Raw genomic sequence first — 20,105 nt, forward strand, 5'->3', positions numbered from 1 at the left:
AAAAATTAAACAAATTGAATTGTATGTTGTTCTGTCTATGTGTTCTATCAAAAAAAGCCTTTAACATTTCATTATTAAAAGAGAAAAGGAAATTGATAATAATAATATACATCTATGAAATTAGCGATAAAAATAATGGCAATGGCAGGAATACTGTTATTTATCCAAGCGTGAGATAAGGACGATATCAACAAAATCAAAATCCAGAATCACGATGACAATGAAATGATGACTATCATGCACAACATGGTGGATGAGATGATGGCCATGCAAATGCCCCCCGACCCTGATATTGCTTTTGGTCTGATGATGCGAATGCATCATCAGGGAGCGATCGACATGGCAAATAAGGAACTGCAATCCGGCGATGATGCGCAAATGAGGGAGATGGCCCAGAAAATGATTAAAGACCAGAAGGCTGAGATTCAAGAATTAACCACATTTCTCAATGGTCACGTACCGCATCTAAATGTTCCCGAATTTGTTACAGAGCAGATGAAAAATATGGAACGCTCAGGCAGAGTGACAGACCTCCAAATCATTAATGGAGACACGGATCACGATTTTGCCATGTTGATGATTCAGCATCATCAAAATGCAATTGAAAACGCAACATTGGAACTTATTTACGGACACGAAAGTGCTATGCAGACAATGGCAAAAAATATTATTGAAAAACAGGATCAGGAAATCTCGGAGATTCAAACCTGGTTATTAGCTAATAAGAATAGATAAATAATTTCTCACTTTAAACAATAAAATTATGTCACATCAACAATTTCAAAAATGTATTGACGAATGCTACGCCTGTGCTGTAGCTTGTAACCATTGTGCAGCTTCTTGCTTGCAAGAGGACAATGTAAAAATGATGGCTCGATGTATCCAGCTTGATCTGGAATGTGCAGCCATATGTAGAGCCGCAGCCGAACTCATGAGTTTGGGAAGCCAATATAGCCGTCACCTTTGCAAGCTATGTGCGGAGATTTGTAGAGCGTGTGGAGATGAATGTGCTAAGCATGATATGCAACATTGCAAAGAGTGTGCGGATGCTTGCTACAAATGCGCAGAAGCTTGTGAGCAAATGGCAACGGCGGTATAATCTCATTATTGGTAGAAGTCTAAAAACCTCCAATGAATTCAAACTGGGTAAAGAATTTCAGGACCGTTTCCATTTGTAAACGATAGTTAGGGAAAGAGGAAAATGGACGGTAGTGTAAACTGAACTGTGTCACATCACTCCTTTTAGGGTTCGTGCTCAGAGGCTGAAAGCCTCGAGTGCGAACCCTAAAAGGGGTTGCCGAAGGCTTTAATTCTATCTCATGGACTGGCTCCTTCGCCGAATAATGATCGACAAAATCGTCTTTTGATTTTATATTTCGTCCTGTTCTTCCATTTTTTTAATCAAAGCATCACGTAAGCTGTCAAGGAATTTCGTTCGGTTCAGCTTTCTTGCTTTGAGTTCCAAAAATGTATGGTAAAAATCGCCCAAATCAACATTAAAACTGTTTTCAAAAAATCTGACTATGGTTATAATATCTGTATTCCCATTATTGAAGACGGCTTGAGAATGCAGTCCGTAAATCAATTCCGTTAAAGCCGCTTTGCTTCCCGTCCAACTTAATGTTGGTAGGTCTATTGATTTATCTTTATAGATTATGTTGTGAAGTTGGTCTTCGAGATAAACTTGAATCAGGTCATTGGCAATTATTTTTGCCGCCTTATAATCGTGGGATGTAGAAAACCGGTGGTCGGTTTCAAAATAAACCGTGTCCAAACTTAACTTTATATCGTGTTTGCCCCGAACAAATAACTTTTCATCTACAAATGAACTGCCTGTTCGGTAATATTTATAGAATTCAAGGTTACTCTCAAAATACCGTTTGAGTTTCCTTAGCTCACCATTAATGTATTTCCTAATAGCTTTTATATCATTAGGTTTTTTTGTCTCTATTTTATAGATAGCGTTATAGTAAATGAGTTTTGCAACAATGACTGGTTTTTGATATTTGAAAAAGTGGATCTCTTCATTTATACTATCAAAGCCATTTTTTAGTGTATATTCCTTTATTTCGGAAAGTCTCGATAATATCAACTCGATAATAACTTCATACAAAGCTATGGAACCATCCAGTTCAAGAGACACCTCTTTTATTTCATCTTCTAGTTTCTTTATTATTTCCTCGTAATAATTGCTCATTAAGTAACATTTTTAATTCATCAAAAGAGGTCGGATTCTAAATCCGACCTCATAGAAAGTCAAACTTAATAGGACAAATTCAATCCGAACCCCCAGCCCATATCGCTGTCATAATGGGTAGTAGCGGCAATGTTTCTGGTCAAAATGTATTTTAGACCACCCATATACTCTTTGTCTGTATTTACCATAAATGCCCCTCTCAATCTTGCGGTCAAAGGGATATCCTCCCTTGCTAATTGGAGGCGGATAATACCGTCTGAATATACCTCAGCTTGAAAATCGACCAGCATAGGTAAAGTGTAAACGAAACCTGCACTTAGTTTGGCTCTTTTATTTTTCGTGTTTTTCTGTCCGAACATATTCTTTTCGATCTCATGGCTGCCAAATTCCCGATATCTCCAATCGAAGCCTACGAAAGGCATAAACCACTGCATTTTTCCGATATATCGACCGAAGTGCGTTTCAGTTTCATATCCATGGCGATTATTATAACCTAATCTCCATTCGGTACTAAGTTTCCAGCGTGTATTTTGAAGCATTGCCTGCCCGTCGTTACCATTTGTAGCAAAGTCGTTCTCAGCCATAAAATGCCATCCATTGCTCTCTTTTTGCAGTTTTTTATATGCTTTTTCTTTGTTAGGCAGATTTGGGTTTTGATAATCACCTACTGCAAAAACCCGGTTCATACCTGCCATCATATGATACATAATATGACAATGGAAGAACCAGTCACCCTCGGTATTGGCGGCAAATTCAATGATATTCGTCTCCATAGGCATGATGTCAATGACATTCTTTAGCGGGGACTGTATTCCATTACTATTTAGGACACGGAAATCAAATCCGTGGAGATGCATTGGATGCCGCATCATGGAGTTGTTGAACAGTTTAATCCTGAGAATTTCTCCTTTCTTGACAGGAATCTTATCCACTTCGGAAAGAACCTTGTTATCCATGCTCCAGACATACCTATTCATGTTCCCTGTGAGCGTAAAGGTCACTTGTTTTACCGGTTGATCTTTTGACAGTTCGGTATTGTACGGTGATTTAAGCATGTCGTAATTTAAGGTAACGATGTCATAACTTGACATATCATGGGCTGAGTGATCCATTGAGGAGTCCATTTCCATTTTACCCATCGCTTTATTACCATTTTTATCACCTGTGATCTCGGGATACATTACCGAATTCATGTCCATCTTTTGGAGACTCATTTTCATCCCCATGTCCTTCATGTCCCCGTTCATTTTCATCATATCGTTCATCATCTTCATGCCCTCAAAGTATTTAAGTTTCGGAAGTGGGGGATGTGGTACTTTCCTTCCTTCGCCGATATAAATCGATGCAGATTCGGTGCGATCCTCAGGGGTAACCAATAACTCATAGGAATTATTTGGCTCAGGAATGGTAACGATGATATCGTAAGTTTCCGAAACCCCTACGATCAGCCTATCCACTTCAACCGGTTCGACATCATTCCCGTCACTGGCAACGACGGTAATCTTTCCACCTGCGTAATTGATCCAAAAATAGGATGAAGCACCACCATTAGCGATCCTCAACCGAACTTTGTCTCCCGCCTTAAATTGTGAGAGTTGCTGCCCATCTGCGCCGTTGATCAAAAATTTATCATAATAAACATCACTGACATCCATCGCAAGCATACGTTTCCACTCGTTTGTAACTTTCGTTTTAAAATGTCCTTCTTTTATAGCTTCCAGATAACTTTGGGTCGTCCCTTTCTTAATTGCAAACCAGTCATTGGCATTATGAAGCATCCGGTGGACATTGTCTGGATTTAAATTTGTCCATTCACTTAAAATCAAAGGAACTGTAGGCAGATCATCAATATCTTTCCTGAATGTGGGATCACCCTCACGTTTATTCATTATGAAAGAACCATACATACCTATCTGTTCCTGCATGCCGGAATGCGAATGGTACCAATGCGTACCATGTTGGATTATCGGAAAGCGATACGTATAGGTAGAATTTGGCTCAATGGGCTTTTGGGTCAGCCAAGGAACACCATCTTCTTTGTTGGGCAGCATTACACCATGCCAATGCAGGGATGTGGCTTCGTCCATAAGGTTGTGTACCATGATCTCTGCCGTGTCCCCTTCCGTAAATGTCAATGTGGGCATCGGTATCTGTCCATTAACTGCGATAGCTCTTTTGGATTTTCCGCCATAGGTAACAACGGTGTCTTTTACATACAGATGGTATTTTACAACCTTTCCGCCACCAATTATCTTCTCTGGAAGCATTGGGACATTTTCTTGGGCTTGCTTGTTCATATTCATCTCTCCGTGGCTTTCGTTACCCTCCATTTTTTTAGGGACAAGTTTCATCCCGCATTTGGGACAGTTTCCCGGTTTATCGGAGAGTATTTCTGGATGCATTGGACAGGTGTATACCTTTTGTTGTTCCTTTTCCTCCTCATTTACATTTACTTGTGGATTATCCATTTTATGCTTATGGGTTGAATGTGCTGACTGCGCGCTACTGCTTATCGTAATAAGCATAAGTAGCATTATTAAATTATATCTCATAACATATTGTTGTTGTTACTGTTCGACAAGAGATTGATTACCTCCATCATTTTAGCGGTTTTAATTTTAAGAGGCTTGCATTAATCGCAACCACAATTGTACTTACACTCATCAAAACCGCACCCATTGCAGGACTTAGAACGAAATCCGGATAAAGCACACCTGCTGCAAGCGGAATGGCTATCACATTGTAGCCAACTGCCCAAAGCAGATTTTGCACCATCTTTTTATATGTCCGTTTACCGAAGTCAATCATTTTTACTACATCTCTTGGGTCGCTGTTTACCAGAATAATATCGGCTGTTTCGGCTGCTACATCCGTACCCGAACCTACTGCTATACCTACATCTGCCTGTGCTAATGCAGGTGCATCATTCACGCCATCGCCGGTCATCGCAACCACTTCACCTTTGGCTTGATATTCCTTTACTTTTTCCTGTTTTTCGTGAGGCAATACATTGGCGATATAACCGTCCATTCCTAATTGTTCAGAAACCGCTTTTGCAATTTTCTCATTGTCGCCTGTAAGCAAAATGGATTTGATGTTCATCTTTTTTAACTGGTCAATGGCTTCTTGCGAACCCTCACGAATACTGTCTGCCAACGTGATAATACCGATGACTTCACCGTCAATAAAAACATAATTGACTGTTTCAATGCTTTGATTGATTTCTTTTGGAGTTTCGGGTTCTGTAAGGTTGTTCTGCTTGAAATAATTAGGTCCTGCCGCTACAACTTCTTTTCCGTTTACAACTGCTTTTACACCTATACCTGCCATATAGCTGAAGTTTTCCGACTTCCATAGTTCAAGGTTTCTTTCTTTCAACGTTTTTAAAATACCTTTTGCAATGTGGTGTTCGGAATATTGCTGAACGGCTGCTGCATATTGTATCATTTCATCGGCAGCATATTTATCGGTTAATGGGATAACTTTTTCCACTGCGTGAGAACCTTTGGTAAGCGTTCCTGTTTTGTCAAAAATAATGGTGGATAAGTTGCGTGTGGTCTCAAATGCGGTGCGGTTGCGAATAAGTAAACCATTGGTTGCCGAAAGCGTTGTAGAAATGGCAACCACCAGCGGAATAGCCACACCCAAGGCGTGGGGACAAGCCGTAACCATTACCGTAACCATTCTTTCCAATGCAAACGCAATATCTCCGCTACTGCCAAACCAATAAATAAAGGTGATAACCCCAACCGCAATAGCGATATAAGTGAGCCATTTGGCTACTTTATCGGCAAGGTTTTGCGTATTCGATTTTGCTGCTTGTGCATCCTGAACTAAATTGATTACCTTATTGAGGTAACTGTCTTTGCCCACTCCGGTTGCCGTAACCCGCAAAGCACCTTCACCATTGATAGAACCTGCAATTACTTTTCCGTCCTTTTCTTTCTTCACCGGAACACTTTCGCCTGTGAGCATACTTTCGTTCACATAAGAAACTCCATCGACAATGGTTCCATCGGCAGGAATTTTTTCACCGGGTTTGATGATAATGGTTTCACCGTTTTTTAGGTCTTCGAGTTTTATTTTCAAAGCTTCTCCGTGTCGTTCCACCGTAACATCGTTTGGTAATAGAGCGACTAAAGACTGTAAGGCTTTTGAAGCCGCCATTGTAGAACGCATTTCTAACCAATGCCCCAAAAGCATAATCACGATAAGGGTTGCCAATTCCCAAAAGAAATCCATACCGGGCAATCCAAAAACAACGGCAACTGAATAGATGTAAGCAACCGAAATAGCGATGGCTACCAAGGTCATCATACCGATGGCTTTGGCTTTGATTTCGCCTACCATTCCTTTCAGGAAAGGCATTCCGCCATAGATGTAAATGATAGTTCCCAATGTCAGCAGTACATATTTATCTCCCGGAAAAGCAATCGTAAAACCGAACCAATGCTGTATCATTTCCGATAAGAGTAAAACGGGAACGGTAATGATTAAACTTACCCAAAAACGTTTGAGGAAATCGTGGGTGTGATGTCCTTCGTGTTTGTCGTAGCCACTATCGGAATGATGATTATGGTTTTCACTATGATGCGAATGTTCTTTGTGGTCGTGATGTTGGTGGTGTCCGTGATGGCTGTGAGCTTCTTTTTTTGCTCCTCCCATCGGAACTAAATCCATTCCGCAAAGCGGACATTTCCCTGGTTCGTCCTTCATCACCTGCGGGTGCATGGGACATGTGTATCTTTTCATATTATATGATTTAGAGTTTAAAATAACAGTTGTACATTATATTAAAGTGTTAATGGCGCTACATAATTTTAGGGAATCATCTAAGATTTTCCTCTGCCTTGACTCATTTATCCCCAATTGCTCTAACAAGATTGGATTTTCGTATACTTCTTTGCAAAGTACGATTCCTTTGTCCAACAGCTGTCTTTTTTCAGTTTTAGTGAGAGTAGCCAATGCTGTTAGAGGATACAGACCAGCTTTATCAATTCTCGCCTTCAATGAATTTTGCGGGGGATAATCCCAGCTAACAAGCATTAAATCAACGCAGGTTCCATACTGAATTGCATCGGTGGTGAAACGGGTATTGGTATAAAGCCCTCCCCGGTGGAGTTTAGTGTCATGTCCAACTTGACTCTTCCATCGTTGCTTTACGTCCACGAACCTCGATTGAACATATAGCGGGGTCTTTACATTACAGAATCGTCCTTGACTATTGTGATATTTACATTCAATCATATAATGGTTGTTCTCCTTTTCTGCGATCACATCTATTTCGTGTGAAACACAGTCCCCCTGAACAATAACACCAACCTGAGTATTAAAACCTTCGAATTCCATCAGTTTACCTACCAATTTTTCAAAAGGAAAGCCCGTTGAACCTAATTCCATCAGGGACTTCTTCAGATTATATTTTGAAGCACTTATCCGGGATCTGCTTTTCAGCATATTAAAAGCCATCTGATAGATCTTTTTGGTGGTCATCCCTTCTTCAACTTGATCCACGATATTACGAGCCACATGCTGGACGAGATTCTCATCTGCTTGCGATCGCCGAAGAGAATTAATAAGCTTGTTCATATCGAAATCCTGCAATTCCCCTGAGTATTTTTTTATTTTTACTGTTTTCATCATTCCTGTTTAGGTTTTCTGGATGAAGATGAGCATTTGGGTCAAAACTTATGCAACCGTAATCTTATCTTCCAAATATACTTGCTGGACAGTTTGTAATAGTTCGACCCCCTCACTAAAAGGTCTTTGAAAAGCTTTTCTTCCCAATATCAATCCCGAACCTCCTGCACGTTTGTTAATTACTGCTGTCGTGACAGCGTCAACGATATCTGATGCTCCTTTTGAACCACCCCCGGAATTGACGAGTCCAATTTTTCCCATATAACAGTTGGCAACCTGAAATCTGCAAAGATCAATAGGGTGATCCGTTGTAAGAATATCGTACATCTCATCGTTATATTTGCCAAATTGCAGGTTCTTAAAACCATAATTAGCGTCCGGTAATTTTTGTTTTATGATATCTGCTTGTATTGTTACCCCTAAATGGTTGGCCTGCCCGGTCAGATCCGCTGAACTGTGATAATCATTTTCATCGGTTTCGAATGCTTCGTTGCGGGTATAACACCAAAGGATAGTTGCCATTCCTAAACCATGTGCTTCCGCAAAGGTTTCTGCTATTTCCTTTATTTGCCGATCACTTTCATGAGAGCCAAAATAAATTGTAGCGCCAATCGCCACGACACCCATATCCCACGCTTCCTTAACCGTTCCAAACAAGGTCTGATTATAAGTGTTCGGATAGGTCAAGAGCTCGTTATGATTGATCTTGACAATAAAAGGGATTTTATGTGCGTACTTTCTGGCGTAAAGACCAAGTCCACCGAAGGTTGATGCTACGGCATTGCATCCTGATTCAACGGCGAGCCTGATGATATTTTCAGGATCAAAATAATCGGGGTTTTTATGAAACGAAAAAGCTGCGCTATGTTCAATACCTTGATCAACAGGAAGGATACTCAGGTATCCAGTTCCGCCAAGATTTCCGTGGTTATAAAGTTGAGAGAGACTTCGTAATACCTGTAAGTTACGGTTACTATTCACAAATACCTTATCAATGGAACTATTATCAGGTAAATGCAATTTATCCTTCGTAATCTTTTTACTAATATGATCTAAATAATAAGAGGCGTTGTCGCCTAAATGACCAACAATATTTTTATACATGTCCATAATACCTGTTCTTTAATTAATTCCAAGGCTTTTGTTTGTCCTGATAATCGACTGTTCAGCACTGGGTTCAATCCCTGTCAGTGCTCTTATCGCATCAATGGTTTCAGGAATTACGATAGCCTGATTATCTACCACATAGGCATAAAAAAGTTCATCACCCTGCACCTTCAGCATATCTTCCCAGAGGGCGACCTCATACATATCGCCCCAAGGTCTTCCCATATCCAGGAACATCTCTTTTATCGTGTTGTTTGAAACCAATCCCTGATCGTATTGAATCAGTCTAATTCGAGATGATGTTCTAAAAGCTTCCAAAACCTCTTCTTTGCAAGCTGCTTTGGTCATTTTTATGTTCCAGTAGTGCAGATGGCTAAGGGTTTGCGGAACCTTTATAGCTGAGGTAATAACATTCAGGTCAGGATCTACACTTTGTGCATCCGGTCCCTGATGACTTGGAATTTCTCTTTCGGGTACCATAGTGTTCATGATACCGCCCAAATGACTTTCCCAAGGATCGGTGGCTCGTCTTAAGAGTGTTCCTCTGGCATAATCAAGTAAACCCGCTTTCTTTAAGGCGGTGAGTGTTCTTAAGATCGAGGTGGTGTTACAGGAAACCACCCTCGTAGCATCTAAATTTAATGCCGATTGGTAATTATTTTCGGCACTGAAAGAATGTCGGGTTACTTCATGCTTTTCACCACCCTGAACGATAAACTTTATTCCTCTTTCCTTATAGGCCTGCACATTTTTGGCTGCCACCTTTTTAGGGGTGCAATCTACCACCAAATCTACTTTGGTGAGAAGTTCAGCAATTCTACCTTTTACTGAAATTCCGCAGGCGTTCATTTCTTTTTCGGCTTCTGGTGTCGATGCATAAATAGCATAGCCTTTGTTTACAGCATTTTGAATTCGCCAATCACTAACGACATCGCATACCCCTACTAAGGTCATATCATTTTGTTTTACTATAGCATCGGCTATCCTTTTGCCGATGACTCCATATCCTATTACTGCTATTTTCTTCATTTCTCTTCTCTTTTGAGTTAGTATTTTAAATTGCTGAAAATTTTTGATTATAATGGATATCGATTGCTTTATTTCAAAGCTCCATCTTTTTGATATTCGTTGTTTTCCAGCTGTTTAATTTTAGCTTTCATGAATTCAATCTCTCGATTTTGAGCAGAAATTATTTCTTCTGCCAGTTTTTTTACTTCCGGATCTTCCAGTTTGCTTTCTTCGACCATTAAAATAGCTCCAGCATGATGTGGGATCATTGATTTAAGAAACTGTATATCCCCCACAGCGGTTTGTTTTCTTATACTGACAAAGAATGCTAATGCGGTGCCGAATCCTACTAAAATTAGAATTGAATTAAGCTTCTTGTCAGGATACATCTTAGCCATCAAAACCAACTCCACAATAAGCATCGGAGAAGCCATTAGTCCTGCCATGTAAAATTGATTGATATTAAAAACCATGTTTGTCAACTGATCTATCATCGCGTACATAAGGAAAAACATGAGTACAAAAGAAATAAGCATCATCCATAAAAGTTTTTTATAGCTCCCTGAATGATGTGAATTCTTATGTTCTATTTTTGGAGTTGTTGATCCGTTGTTCATGCTCTCATGATTCTCCGGCTGGTGTGATGGCGTTTTCATAACTATTTTATATTTAATTGCTTATCAAAGTAATTAATCAACAGTTGTTGCTCCTCTTTGTTTAATCGTGCACCATTGTGCATCCACATATATGACCTCAACGGCATTTTACCTTTCTCGATTTGCTCAATAATCTGGCTAAACTTTGAGTTTATCCTTCTCGGGCTGTAATTTGGCAAATCATCAAAGTTCAATTTCTCTTTTCCTTCGGTTATATGATCTGCCATGAACCAACCCAAAGGCTGAACATTAGTGTACCAAGGGTATTGGGTATTATTGCTATGGCAGTCATAGCATGATACCGACAGGATTGCATTAACTTTTGCATCGACCTTAAATGAATCAACAAAAACCTGGCCCGCAGGAACCGGGGATAGGTTCCTTTGGGGGGTTATAAATTGCATTAACACAAACACACTTAACAGAACTGTTAAAATTACTTTGTATGCTTTCGTTCGTTTTCGGTTTTTTTTCATGATCTAATATTAATCAAGTACCATTATCTCCGGTCATAGAGACAACAACTCGGTAAACCATCATAAGTCTCTTTAGAAGCCTTGTCCAGCTCTGTATCGTGACCAACATTAGCAATAGCTTTGCTTATGGCACTTTTTGAGGTTACTTTTGAATCGAAATCCAAATGGATAACTTTGGCATTAACATCCCAGTTTGCGGAAATCACCCCCTTGACACTTTTCGCCGCTTTCTCAATCCGGCTTTTGCACATTTCACAATTTCCTGATACTTTCAACATATCATGGGTCTTATTGACATTGGTTTGAGCATCGCCATGCTGATGTCCGGCAGCCGATGCTGCGCCATCGTTATTCATCATACTGATTTTACCTTCCAGCTGGGCACTTGCATCAACGGTGAAAGCTCCCTTGGTCACGATTTCCTCGCCATTTTCCAGCCCCGACATAACAACATATTGGTCGCCCAATGAGGGGCCCAAGACGATCTCCCGAAGTTTAAAAGCAGGCGTGGATGTATTTGGCTGTTTTACGTAAACTATGGAGCGCTTCCCTGTCCATAAAACCGCCGACTTGGGAATGACCAACTCATCGTTGTAGCCCTTTAAAGGAGCAGTGATCCTTGCTGTTGCATACATTTCAGGTTTGAGATTGCGATCCCGGTTATCGGCTTCAACTCTAATCTTTGCTGTTCTCGAATTGGCATCAATAATTGGATTAATAAAAGCTATCCTACCTTTATATACTTTTCCGGGCACACTCTGTAAAGTATATTCCAACTGATCTCCCACCTTTAGAAATGGCAGATCTGTTTCATACGCATCAAAAACCGCCCATAACTTGGAAAGGTTTGAAATGGTGTACAAGACGCTCCCTTGGCTGATATAATCGCCTTGGTTCACATTTTTCGCTATGACCACGCCACCTGTATTTGCGTGGATGTTTACATACGGTGAAACGCTGTTGGATTGTAGAATTTTATCTATCTGCTCTTCTGACACTTTCCATAAACGCAGCTTTTCTTTAGCTGCATCAAGTAATAAGGGTTGCATATCTTGCAATTTTGCTGCTTCCAGCAGTTCCTGTTGTGCTGTCAATAAATCAGGGGAATAAATCCTGGCTATCAATTGACCTTCCTTAACCGACTCACCGGTAAAGGTTACATATAGATTCTCAATACGGCCATTGACATGCGATGTTTGGGATTGTTGTAAACGTTCGTCCACCTGAATAGTCCCATACAGTTGGACATCTTTAACAGCGTCTTGGTGGCCGACAATCGAAGTCTGGATATTAGCCAATGCTATGGCTTCTTCTGACATTTGGATGGCGTCATCGTCAATTACATCATCACCTCCCCCTGATGATTTCAAGGGAATTAGATCCATTGCACATATCGGGCATTTCCCCGGTTTATCCATTCTGATCTGGGGATGCATGGAGCAAGTCCATACTGTTTCTCCGTCCTCGGTCACTTCCATTTCAAGGTCATGACTGTGATCATGGGACGAATTCCCGCCAAATATCGCCCAGCCAAGCAGTAGTCCGGACAATAATATAACCCCGTAAGTTACCGCCTTATTTCTAAAAATATTTTTCAGTTTATTCATTGCTAAGAATTTTAAAATAATTGCATTATTTATGGTCTGCTAATAATTTTTTTATTGACACAACCATCGTATTATAGTTTGCAAGGGCCTCAGCTTTCCTAAGCTGATAATCCAATAATTGCCGCTGCACCTGAATAACGTTGGTCAAGTCACTTTTGCCTGTAACGAACTCTTTTACGATCAGGTTATATGTCGTTTGGGCGAGCGTAGTTTGTTTTTCGTACAGCTCGATGGCACGCTGAGCATCATCCAGTTGGCTTTTGAGACTGTAAAACTCGCTTTTCAAAGTGTTGAAGGTGTTTTTAAAGTTCTCTTCGCTTGATTTTCGCCATAGCCTGCTTTCGTTTTGCTGGGCATTGTATTTTTTACGGAAGAGCGGCAGGCTCACTGAAACCATGGGCATGACCATATCCTTGCCGTTCATCCCGTCCATGGCCAGCATTGAATTATTCGTCTTTCCCACAACCATGTATTCCACACCGATACCAATCATAGGGTAACTCATTTTCCGATCCATTTCCGCTTTTGCCTTAAATGCCAATCCTTCTTCGGTAATCATTTCAAGCATGGGGTTGTTTGTCTCAATAACCCTCAGCGCTTCTTCCTCGCTATATAAAAAATTCAGCTTGTGGATCTCTTGTCCCAACATTACTTCTTCATTGGCTTCCCTGTTCAGCAATGCATTGAATTTCGCTTTTTCGGCTTTGATCTGGGCATGTAAACTTTCAATGTTATTTTCAATTTCAGCGATTTCCAATTGGATACGAAGCACCTCTGACATACCCGATCCGGAGCCACCTTCCATTGCTCCCATGCCACCACCGGACGGCATACTCATATTCTGATTAGTAGCAGGAGCTGAATTGCCTCCTCCCATACTCATCCCTCCCATACCCGATGGAGTGCTAGAGCTGGTTGTTGAGGAAGGCGTATTGCTGCTTACAACGGGTGCTGCACTTGATTGTGAGGTGCTTGACGGTGCAGCGAATTTCCGTAAAGCCAATTGTTCCAGTTGCTGTAAAAACACTTTGTTTTCTTGATTATTCTTGAGTTGCTCGTTTAATTTTTGCATCGTGTACCACTGTGTGCTGACCTGAAGGATCAGATTATTTATGGCTTCCCGATACTGTTGATCTTGCATATTGGCCATATGTGTAGCCTCTGTGCGAGCTGCTTTTCTCGTGCCGAACCATGGAAACATTTGCATCAAGCTCACATTTCCAATAGAACGCCCTCCTATAATTTCCATAGGCATCGTATATGCTTCCATGGACAATTCCGGGTCTTGGTATGCTCCGGCTTGCGGAATTTTTTCAAGGTATGCCTCATGCGCATACTTTTGTGATTTTACACCCGGATTATTTTCGATTGCGACTTGTATATAATAGGACAGCGAATCGGTGGGGTAGTCTTGGGCTAAAGCTTGCGAAAAAATGCTTAAGCTTGTTAATACAGCCACGGTTATATACCGATTTATCTTATTCGTTTTCATTCGCTATATTTTTATTATTTTTTCTATTTTCTTTTTTCGTGGCAGATTCCCTCCACCAGCACTGGAATACCGGGACTACAAACATGGTCATGGATTGGATCAGCATGCCGCCGAAAGTCGGGATGGCCATTGGTACCATGATTTCCGCACCTTTACCGGTAGAGGTCAGGACAGGCAGTAAGGCGATCAGTGCTGTAGCAGTGGTCATCGCTGCCGGTCTGACACGCTTTAAGCCTGCGTATATGACTGCTTCCCGTATTTCATCTTTTGTTCTGGGGTTCCGTGCTTCAAATGTATCGTGGATGTATGTTCCCATTAATACACCATCACTCGTCGCCAGTCCGAACAGGGCGATAAATCCTACCCAAACGGCAATGCTGAGATTGATGCTGTGCATCTGGAACAGATCCCTCATATTTGTCCCTCCGACAGAGAAGTCCATAAACCAGGGCTGCCCGTAAAGCCATAATAAAATAAAGCCACCTGCAAGTGCTACAAAAACACCGGAAAAATGAATTAACGATGCTGTAACCGTTCGGAACTGAAAGTAGAGAATTACTAAAATGGCTAACAAACTCAGTGGTATAATAAGCATTAGCCTTTTTGCGGCACGCTCTTGTTGTTCATAATTGCCAGCAAATTTATAAGTCACTCCGTTAGGCAAACTTAGTTCTCCGGATGCGATTTTTTCCTGTAAGATTTGATCGGCTTCACGGACGACTTCAACTTCAGCTTTACCGCTTATTTTGTCAAAGATGACATAACCCAACAAAAAGGTATTTTCACTTTGGATCATCTGAGCGCCCTTGGCATATTCAACATCCACCACATCCCCTAGTGGAATCTGAGCTCCTGTAGCTGTCGGAATGATTATTTTTCGCAACGCATCCGGGTCATCCCGTAATTCTCGTGGGTAGCGCAGGCGAACGGGAAACCGTTCCCGGCCTTCGACTGTAGTGGTCAACGTCATACCGCCGACTGCCGCACTGATTACTTCCTGAAGCTCGGCAACGGTAATACCGTATCTGGCCATTCTATCCCGGTTCAGATGGATTTCGATATAGGGTGCACCAACAGCCCTGTCGTAGAAAACGGTCGATGGCATAACAGATGGAACATCCTTTAAGGCTGCTTCCAAGGCCTTGCCACCGATTTCAATCGACTCCAGATCCGGCCCCGAAACCTTTAGCCCCATCGGAGCTCTCATTCCCGTGGAAAGCATCACCATTCTTGTTTCTATGGGTTGTAACTTGGGTGCAGAGGTCAAGCCCGGCAAATGCGAAACATTGACAATCTCCTGCCAAATGTCGTCCGCCGTTTTTATCTCGGGACGCCATTGGCGGAAGAACTTGCCGCCTTTATCTATGATAAGGCTATCTCGTGGAATTTGTCTGAATCCTTGATCTATATGGTAGGTATCTCCGTTAATCAGTTCAAAATGCCCGTCACTATTGGTTTTAAACCGCTCTCTATGACCGTCTTCGTCCAAAATATACTCAGGTATATAATTGATCGTATTTTCAAACATCTGTGTGGGCGCTGGATCGAGTGCCGAATTTACACGCCCCCATTTACCTACGGTTAGTTCGACTTCCGGTATGTTTTGAATACGTTTATCAAGTGTTCTGATCAATTGCAGGTTTTGTTCAATCCCAGTATGCGGCATACTGGTAGGCATTAACAAGAAAGCCCCTTCATTCAGGCTGGGCATAAATTCTTCTCCGATACCCGGAAATGTTTCCGTTGATTTTTGCCAGAATGCCGTCTCCCGGAAAGATTTCCAACCTGTCTTTTCGAAGCCATTTGCAACAAAACCAAAACTCTTCTCTACGCCCATCCATGCTAACATTCCGAATAATAAAGTAATGATAGGGATGGCCATGAATTTCCACCGGTTGGAAAGTGACCAACGCAGGATCTGTTCATAGTAGATCACCAATGCCCATAACATTCCCAGGATGGAACCAATGGCAAAGAATACGAACACAAAGTTAAGTGTGGTGCTTGCCTGCGTGCCGAGTGGCAGCCACTCAACCGTCAGGTAATACATCGCTACAAAAAGTGTGATAGCTACATTAACGTAGTTGGCAATTTTTTCTCCTTTCCATCTTGGTGTAAACAGGTTGTTGACTCCGATCAAAGTCAATGCGAACGCGACAAAAACACCTGTATAGATCCAAAGAGCGATACCGGCAACTACCAAAACGTAGTTGGCTATCCGGCGAACTTTACTCCCATTGATACGGATTGAAAATATATAATAAGCCAGTGTTGGCAAGATAATAATGCCTAACACAAAGGCTGAAACCAAAGCAAAGGTTTTGGTGTATGCCAAGGGACCGAACAACTTACCTTCTTGTGCTTCCATCATAAAAACAGGTAAAAAGCTGATGATCGTGGTGAGCATCGCCGTTGACAAAGCACCCGACACTTCCGCAACAGCGGTGGAAATCAAGTTTACAAAGGCTTTCCCCCGACTCTCAACACCCTTGGCTTTTTCTTCATCCATATGGCGTAGTATGCTTTCGATAAAGACAATCCCCACATCCACCATGACCCCAATGGCAATGGCGATTCCCGAAAGAGCCACAATATTTGCCTCGACCCCCATTTGTTTCATGATGATAAAGGTCACCAGCACACCAATGGGCAGAATACTGGATATGAGAATGGATGCTCGCAGGTTGATTACCAAAACGATGACAACGATAATACAAATCAGGATTTCGTGTGCTAAAGCATTTTCCAGCGTCCCGATGGTTTCCTGGATTAAACCCGAGCGGTCATAAAACGGAACGACGGTGACTTTTGAAATAGTCCCATCCTCTAATGTTTTTTGAGGGAAACCTGCCTCCATTTCTTTGATCTTCGCCTTGACATTATTGATGACTTCCATGGGGTTGGTTCCATGCCGGGCAACTACTACACCGCCAACTGCTTCCACGCCTTCCTTATCCAATCCACCGCGTCGTGTGGAGGGTCCCAAATTGACAAACCCAACGTCTTTTATCTTTACGGGAACATTATTGCGCACAGCCACTACGGCATCTTCCAGATCCTGGACACTTTTAAGGTAGCCCAATCCACGCACCAGATATTCCGCTTTGTTTATTTCGATCGTCTCTGCACCGATATCCAGGTTGCTGTTTTGGATAGCCGACATGATATCCATTACGGATACATTGTATGCGCGCATCGCATCTGGATTGATATCGACTTGGTATTCTTTTACGAAACCTCCGATGGAAGCCACTTCGGAAACCCCTTCCGATGCTGCCAAATTATATTTGGCATAGAAATCCTGAATCGTGCGCAGCTCATCGGGGTCCCAGCCTCCTGTAGGTTTTCCGGTTTCGGGATTGCGTCCCTCCAGTGTATACCAAAAGACCTGCCCCAAAGCAGTGGCATCCGGCCCGAGCGTGGGCGTTACATCGGATGGTAATGTGCCGGCAGGCAATGAATTCAGTTTTTCCAGAATACGGGAACGGCTCCAATAAAACTCAACATCCTCTTCAAAAATGACATAGAGGAAGGACATGCCGAACATCGAACTGCTCCGGATTGTTTTTACGCCGGGGATGCCCAGTAAGGAGGTCGTGAGTGGATAGGTAATCTGTTCCTGTATATCTTTGGGAGACCTCCCCATCCATTCGGTCGCCACAATTTGCTGGTTCTCCCCAATGTTCGGAATCGCATCGACCGGCACAGGATCGCTCGGCAACGCATTTTGATGCCAATTAAAGGGCGCTGTAATCAGCCCCCATATAAGGACAACCACAAGTAATAACAGTGTTATTACTCGGTTCTCCAAAAAATATTTGATAATTTTTTTAAGCATAACATATACATTGTTTACATTTTAATATCAGATACCAGCCTACAGAAATCGACCGGTACCTGATATTTGAATTTCAAATCTTAATCAGAGTTTTTACTTCAGTTCTTCCTGAACTTCACCGCATGTTAGCATATCCGCACCATAGTAAGGGTTTTTGACCTCTTTGCTATCGCTTAACCAATATGCTCCTTTGTTGTCATCGTACATCGAGCAAAAAATCTTGTACATGGGCTTTTCGGTGCCGAATTCTTTTGTTATATCATAAAAATCCTTGCTCAAGATCACTAAATGCTCCCTTTGATGAGCTATATTGCCTATGTTATCACCTATGTGCTCCGAATGTTCCTGAATATCAGCAGCGATGTCATCGAAGGTGCTTTTCTGTTCTGCACTAAAGCCCTCGGTATTAATCTTGGGGAGTGCTTCCAGCATGCCTTTAGCTGCATTTGCGGCTTCTTTATCATTATCGGAAGACAAAGCAAAAGTCAGGTGCTGGTAATGGGAAAAAAGTTCCGAAAAAGTTCCCTGGTCGCTTGCAGCGTTGCTTTCGTTGGATACCGTTGTTTCAGTATGGACGTCGCTTTCTGATTTTTTTTCAGAAGTACCATTACATGCTGCCAAGGTCAATACGGATGAGGCTAGTAAGCCTACAAATAAATGTTTCATTGTCATGATTTCTGTTTTTAATAATTAAAATTGATTTATGTAATTTGTATATGTAGTATTATTTTCAAAATATGATACTTCCCCGTTGTTGCCCGTAATTGCTATTATAGCAGTCGCTTTATCTATCTGCTTTTTGGAAAATGGATCTATGGCAACGCGTGTAGAAGGATCTTTTGGAATACGTTCTTTACACATCTGGCAACATCCGTAATATATTTTTCCTTCAAAATTTACCTCAAATTGTTTTTTGCCCATGTATTCATTGTTGACCATGCAAACCAAATCATTAGGCACAATATCCCCTTTGTTAAAAACATTTGGATTGCTATCCGTTACGTTTTGCTCTTTCTTTTTCGAGGCTTCATTGGAATTTCCGCTACAAGAAGTTAGTGTAGCTAAAATCATCAAAGCGTATAAAATAATCTTCATATTGTGATTAATTATTTGATAGTTTCAATAATATTTCCACATGTCAGCATCTTATTGCCGTAATATGGGTTTTTAACCGCTTCTTCCTTGCTTAACCAATTTGCACCTTTACCATCGTTGTACATCGGGCAGTTTTGGTAGTACATAGTTGTTTTTTGCTTTGATGCGTTTGCCAATTCATAGACATTCTTAGAAAGTAGGGCAAATACCCTCCGTTGCTTTACGACGTCTTTCGATTTCGAGATGTTTTCTGTGTTTAAAGACAGTTCCTTCATGACCTTCATCCATACGGTATGCTCTTTGGGAGAAAGTTCACCCATATCCACTGTTTTAATAACTGTGGCTAATTCAGTAGCATTTGAAGATGCTATATTTACATCTGCGTTTACCAAAGCATCTTTTATGGAAAAATACTTGTCAAATACGGCATGTAATTGTGATAAATTTTGTGATGGAATATTCTTTGCTTGAGCTGTTCCACCTTGGTTGTGATGTTGCTCGTTCTGGTTTTGCGCAAAGCTGTTTGCTGCGGATAGTAATACGGTGATTACCATCAATATTTTTGATATTGATTTCATTTGGAACCTTATTAAGTATTAAAAATGGTAAATAATCAAAAGCCAGATCTGGCTTTTAATAAAACATGTATTGCGGATAGGTGCAAAATCAACCGATTTCGCACACCTATGGCTATACAGTACTAATTTAACTTATTTTAGGCGGTTGCCAAATGGAAGATTCCCCTGTAGAATAAAAGGGTTCTTTGTATAAAGGGTATGATTTTTTAATTTTAGAAAAAACAGGATTTTGAGCGTTCCTAAAAAATGGGGGTGTTGCAGAAAAACTATTAGAAGAGCTGTGGCAGGACGTAGGTCCACAATTTCCAGAGCATTCATTGCTCGCGTCATCCTTAGACTTACAGCAGTCTTTCTCACATTGATCTTCTGAATGATGCTGCTTGTTGGCACTGCAACATGACTTCTCCTTGA

The 20,105-nt window shown here is 41.4% G+C and carries 16 protein-coding genes; 2 read left to right on the forward strand and 14 right to left on the reverse strand.

Going from position 1 to position 20,105, the window contains the following annotated elements; genetic code table 11:
* Nucleotides 1-201 precede the first annotated feature (201 nt).
* Nucleotides 202-735, forward strand: coding sequence for a DUF305 domain-containing protein (locus BLW20_RS05040; protein ID WP_262492796.1), 534 nt, complete (start codon nucleotides 202-204; stop codon nucleotides 733-735).
* 196 nt (nucleotides 736-931) lie between these two features.
* A complete protein-coding gene (locus BLW20_RS14840) occupies nucleotides 932-1,099 on the forward strand; it encodes a four-helix bundle copper-binding protein (protein ID WP_232047134.1) in 168 nt (55 codons plus the stop codon).
* A gap of 270 nt (nucleotides 1,100-1,369) precedes the next feature.
* Here the strand turns inward: BLW20_RS14840 and BLW20_RS05050 are convergent, their stop codons facing one another.
* The 14 genes from BLW20_RS05050 to BLW20_RS05115 form a co-directional block, all read right to left on the reverse strand.
* Nucleotides 1,370-2,197 carry an RteC domain-containing protein gene (locus tag BLW20_RS05050; protein WP_002993221.1) on the reverse strand — a complete coding sequence of 276 codons (828 nt, stop codon included), beginning with the start codon at nucleotides 2,195-2,197 and terminating at the stop codon, nucleotides 1,370-1,372.
* 65 nt (nucleotides 2,198-2,262) lie between these two features.
* Entirely contained in the window at nucleotides 2,263-4,665 is a 2,403-nt protein-coding gene (locus BLW20_RS05055) for a multicopper oxidase domain-containing protein (RefSeq protein WP_091097067.1), read from the reverse strand.
* 130 nt (nucleotides 4,666-4,795) lie between these two features.
* The gene (locus BLW20_RS05060) at nucleotides 4,796-6,949 is read right to left on the reverse strand and encodes a heavy metal translocating P-type ATPase (RefSeq protein WP_091097022.1); all 2,154 of its coding nucleotides are present in this window, start codon (nucleotides 6,947-6,949) and stop codon (nucleotides 4,796-4,798) included.
* 36 nt (nucleotides 6,950-6,985) lie between these two features.
* Entirely contained in the window at nucleotides 6,986-7,840 is an 855-nt protein-coding gene (locus tag BLW20_RS05065) for a restriction endonuclease (RefSeq protein WP_091097024.1), read from the reverse strand.
* Nucleotides 7,841-7,885: 45 nt separating this feature from the next.
* Nucleotides 7,886-8,947: a class I fructose-bisphosphate aldolase gene (locus BLW20_RS05070; protein WP_091097026.1), complete on the reverse strand. Its 1,062-nt coding sequence runs from the start codon at nucleotides 8,945-8,947 to the stop codon at nucleotides 7,886-7,888.
* A 12-nt stretch (nucleotides 8,948-8,959) separates the two neighbouring features.
* Nucleotides 8,960-9,973 carry a type II glyceraldehyde-3-phosphate dehydrogenase gene (locus BLW20_RS05075; protein ID WP_091097028.1) on the reverse strand — a complete coding sequence of 338 codons (1,014 nt, stop codon included), beginning with the start codon at nucleotides 9,971-9,973 and terminating at the stop codon, nucleotides 8,960-8,962.
* Nucleotides 9,974-10,041: 68 nt separating this feature from the next.
* Nucleotides 10,042-10,608, reverse strand: coding sequence for a DUF305 domain-containing protein (locus tag BLW20_RS05080; RefSeq protein WP_214649527.1), 567 nt, complete (start codon nucleotides 10,606-10,608; stop codon nucleotides 10,042-10,044).
* A 2-nt stretch (nucleotides 10,609-10,610) separates the two neighbouring features.
* Nucleotides 10,611-11,084: a heme-binding domain-containing protein gene (locus BLW20_RS05085; RefSeq protein WP_091097030.1), complete on the reverse strand. Its 474-nt coding sequence runs from the start codon at nucleotides 11,082-11,084 to the stop codon at nucleotides 10,611-10,613.
* Between the two features lie 23 nt (nucleotides 11,085-11,107).
* Nucleotides 11,108-12,691, reverse strand: a complete 1,584-nt coding sequence (locus BLW20_RS05090; protein WP_091097032.1) for an efflux RND transporter periplasmic adaptor subunit — start codon at nucleotides 12,689-12,691, stop codon at nucleotides 11,108-11,110.
* Between the two features lie 25 nt (nucleotides 12,692-12,716).
* Nucleotides 12,717-14,183: a TolC family protein gene (locus BLW20_RS05095; RefSeq protein ID WP_091097034.1), complete on the reverse strand. Its 1,467-nt coding sequence runs from the start codon at nucleotides 14,181-14,183 to the stop codon at nucleotides 12,717-12,719.
* Complete coding sequence (locus tag BLW20_RS05100) at nucleotides 14,170-18,021, reverse strand: efflux RND transporter permease subunit (protein WP_091097036.1); 3,852 nt, start codon at nucleotides 18,019-18,021, stop codon at nucleotides 14,170-14,172. The genes BLW20_RS05095 and BLW20_RS05100 overlap by 14 nt, the downstream gene beginning before the upstream one ends.
* 93 nt (nucleotides 18,022-18,114) lie before the next feature.
* Nucleotides 18,115-18,687 (reverse strand): DUF3347 domain-containing protein, encoded by a 573-nt coding sequence (locus tag BLW20_RS05105; protein ID WP_245725275.1) that lies wholly within the window; start codon nucleotides 18,685-18,687, stop codon nucleotides 18,115-18,117.
* Between the two features lie 24 nt (nucleotides 18,688-18,711).
* On the reverse strand, nucleotides 18,712-19,116 hold the full coding sequence (locus BLW20_RS05110; RefSeq protein WP_091097040.1) for a hypothetical protein: 405 nt from the start codon (nucleotides 19,114-19,116) through the stop codon (nucleotides 18,712-18,714).
* 11 nt (nucleotides 19,117-19,127) lie between these two features.
* Nucleotides 19,128-19,694: a DUF3347 domain-containing protein gene (locus tag BLW20_RS05115; RefSeq protein ID WP_245725276.1), complete on the reverse strand. Its 567-nt coding sequence runs from the start codon at nucleotides 19,692-19,694 to the stop codon at nucleotides 19,128-19,130.
* Nucleotides 19,695-20,105: the final 411 nt, after the last annotated feature.

Origin of the sequence: Paenimyroides marinum, from assembly GCF_900108395.1 — a bacterium.
GTDB classification, from domain to species: domain Bacteria; phylum Bacteroidota; class Bacteroidia; order Flavobacteriales; family Flavobacteriaceae; genus Flavobacterium; species Flavobacterium marinum.